The sequence below is a fragment of the Teichococcus aerofrigidensis genome (assembly GCF_054073225.1).
The window spans coordinates 1-1,619 of record NZ_JBSXMU010000246.1 but is presented as its reverse complement, the minus strand read 5'-3'; the positions used below and the strand labels follow the sequence as shown (position 1 = coordinate 1,619).

The window sequence follows — 1,619 nt, the reverse complement described above, 5'->3', positions numbered from 1 at the left end:
AGGCGAAAACAGGACCGGGCGCGGGTTTCCCCGCCGCCCCGGCATGCCCGATCCCGAAGGATCAGAAGGCGATGCGGGTGCCCACGATGACGATGTTGGCATCGACGGCGTTGTTGTCGGTGCCGGCGGCGCCGGTGGCGAAGTTGAAGCCGTTCTCCTTGCGGCGGACCTGGTTGTACTCGGCGACCAGCGCCAGGCCCGGGGCCAGGGCGTAGGAGGCGCCGACCGACCAGCCGCGATCGGTGCGGCCGGCGGCCACGGACTGGCTGCCCGCGGTGCGCAGATCGAAGGCGTTGGCGCCGACGGTCAGGCCGCTGAAGGTATAGGAGGCGCCGGCGAACCAGGAGGTCATGTCGCGGCCGTCGACCTGGCCCTTGGCCAGCGGGTTCCAGCCACCGTTCGAGGAGCCCCAGTTGTACCAGCCGCCGACCAGCAGGCCGTAGGCGGTGAACTGCGCGCCGACGACGCCCACGCTGATGTTGTCACCGGAGAGGCCGGTGGTGTTCTTGGCGACCTCGGAGCCGATGTAGCCGCCCGTGATGGACATGCCGACGCCGGAGAAGGAACCGCGGTAGCGGGCCGCCACCTGGTACTCGTTGCGGCGGCGCAGCGCGCCGGGGCCCGAGGTGAAGCGGTCGCAGCTGGCGTTCGGCAGGGTGCCGGCGCAGCCGACGTCCTCGCCCTCGCCGGTGTTGAAGGCGAAGCTGCCGCCGAAGTCGAAGCCGAAGAACTGCGGCGACATGTAGATGATCTTGGTGTTGTCGCCGATGTCACCGGGGTGCATCGTGGTCGCGCGCGGGGCGCCGATCACGCTGTCGAACCAGTCGCCGTCCATGCCGCCGGTGCCGAAGTTGGTGATGTGGCCGGAGTTCATCAGGCCGCCGAGGACGCCGTCCTCGTCACCCATGCGGAGCTGGCCGAGCTGCGGCGTGGCCACCCACATGTACATCTCGTCGGTGTCGACGCCCGTCTTGGACTGGGCGGCGAGGTTGTCCGAGGCCGAGTTCGAGTTGTTGGACATGTCGACCTGGAGCTCGACGGTCGCGCCGTAGGTCAGGCCGTTGGCGGCCTTGCCGGCGACGATCACGTGGACCTCGGTGTCGGAGGCGAAGTCGGACTTGCCGGTGGAGACGCCGTTGTTGACGCCGCTCGACAGATCCTGGTCGGTGAAGCTGTAGTTGAAGCGGAAATAGCCGCCAACCCGAACCGTCGGGGCTTCCTGAGCCGCAACCGGGGCCGGCCCAAACACGGCGGCCGCGGCAACCGCAGTGGTCGCCAACAGAATCTTGCGCATCCCTAGTCCTCCTCACGCGCCGGAATGTGCCGGCTGGTCCCGCGGCCCGCCTGCCCCCCTCGGCAGGGTCCCTCGCCCCGAATGAAGCGGGTTTCAGGCCTGGGGCGGACTATGGTTCAGCCAGCCGAGGCGCGGCAATGCTCCGTGAAAGCGCTGCGCGACTTCCTTGAGACACTGTGGCGCGGAGGCAACAGGGCGGTGATGGCGGCCAGGCCACAGGCCGGCGGCGGCACCTGGCGGGCGGTGGCGGCGGTCACGCCACCCAGCGCCGCGACCGGCCGCCCGGCGCGGCGCGCCAGTGCGCTCCAGCGCCAGGGGCCGAGGG

Annotated in this window: 2 protein-coding genes; both read right to left on the bottom strand. The window is 70.2% G+C overall.

Annotation, left to right across the window (positions count from 1 at the left end):
- Positions 1–61: 61 nt before the first annotated feature.
- Positions 62–1,294 carry a porin gene (locus tag ACVMLK_RS20965; protein WP_422922381.1) on the bottom strand — a complete coding sequence of 411 codons (1,233 nt, stop codon included), beginning with the start codon at positions 1,292–1,294 and terminating at the stop codon, positions 62–64.
- A 116-nt stretch (positions 1,295–1,410) separates the two neighbouring features.
- Positions 1,411–1,619, bottom strand: a 209-nt coding sequence (locus tag ACVMLK_RS20960; protein ID WP_457487533.1) for a hypothetical protein, incomplete at its 5' end; no start/stop codon positions are given.

What these genes read in the sequence shown, in the direction of transcription:
- ACVMLK_RS20965 (WP_422922381.1), bottom strand. Translation starts at nt 1,294, where the DNA reads ATGCGCAAGATTCTGTTGGCGACCACTGCGGTTGCCGCGGCCGCCGTG.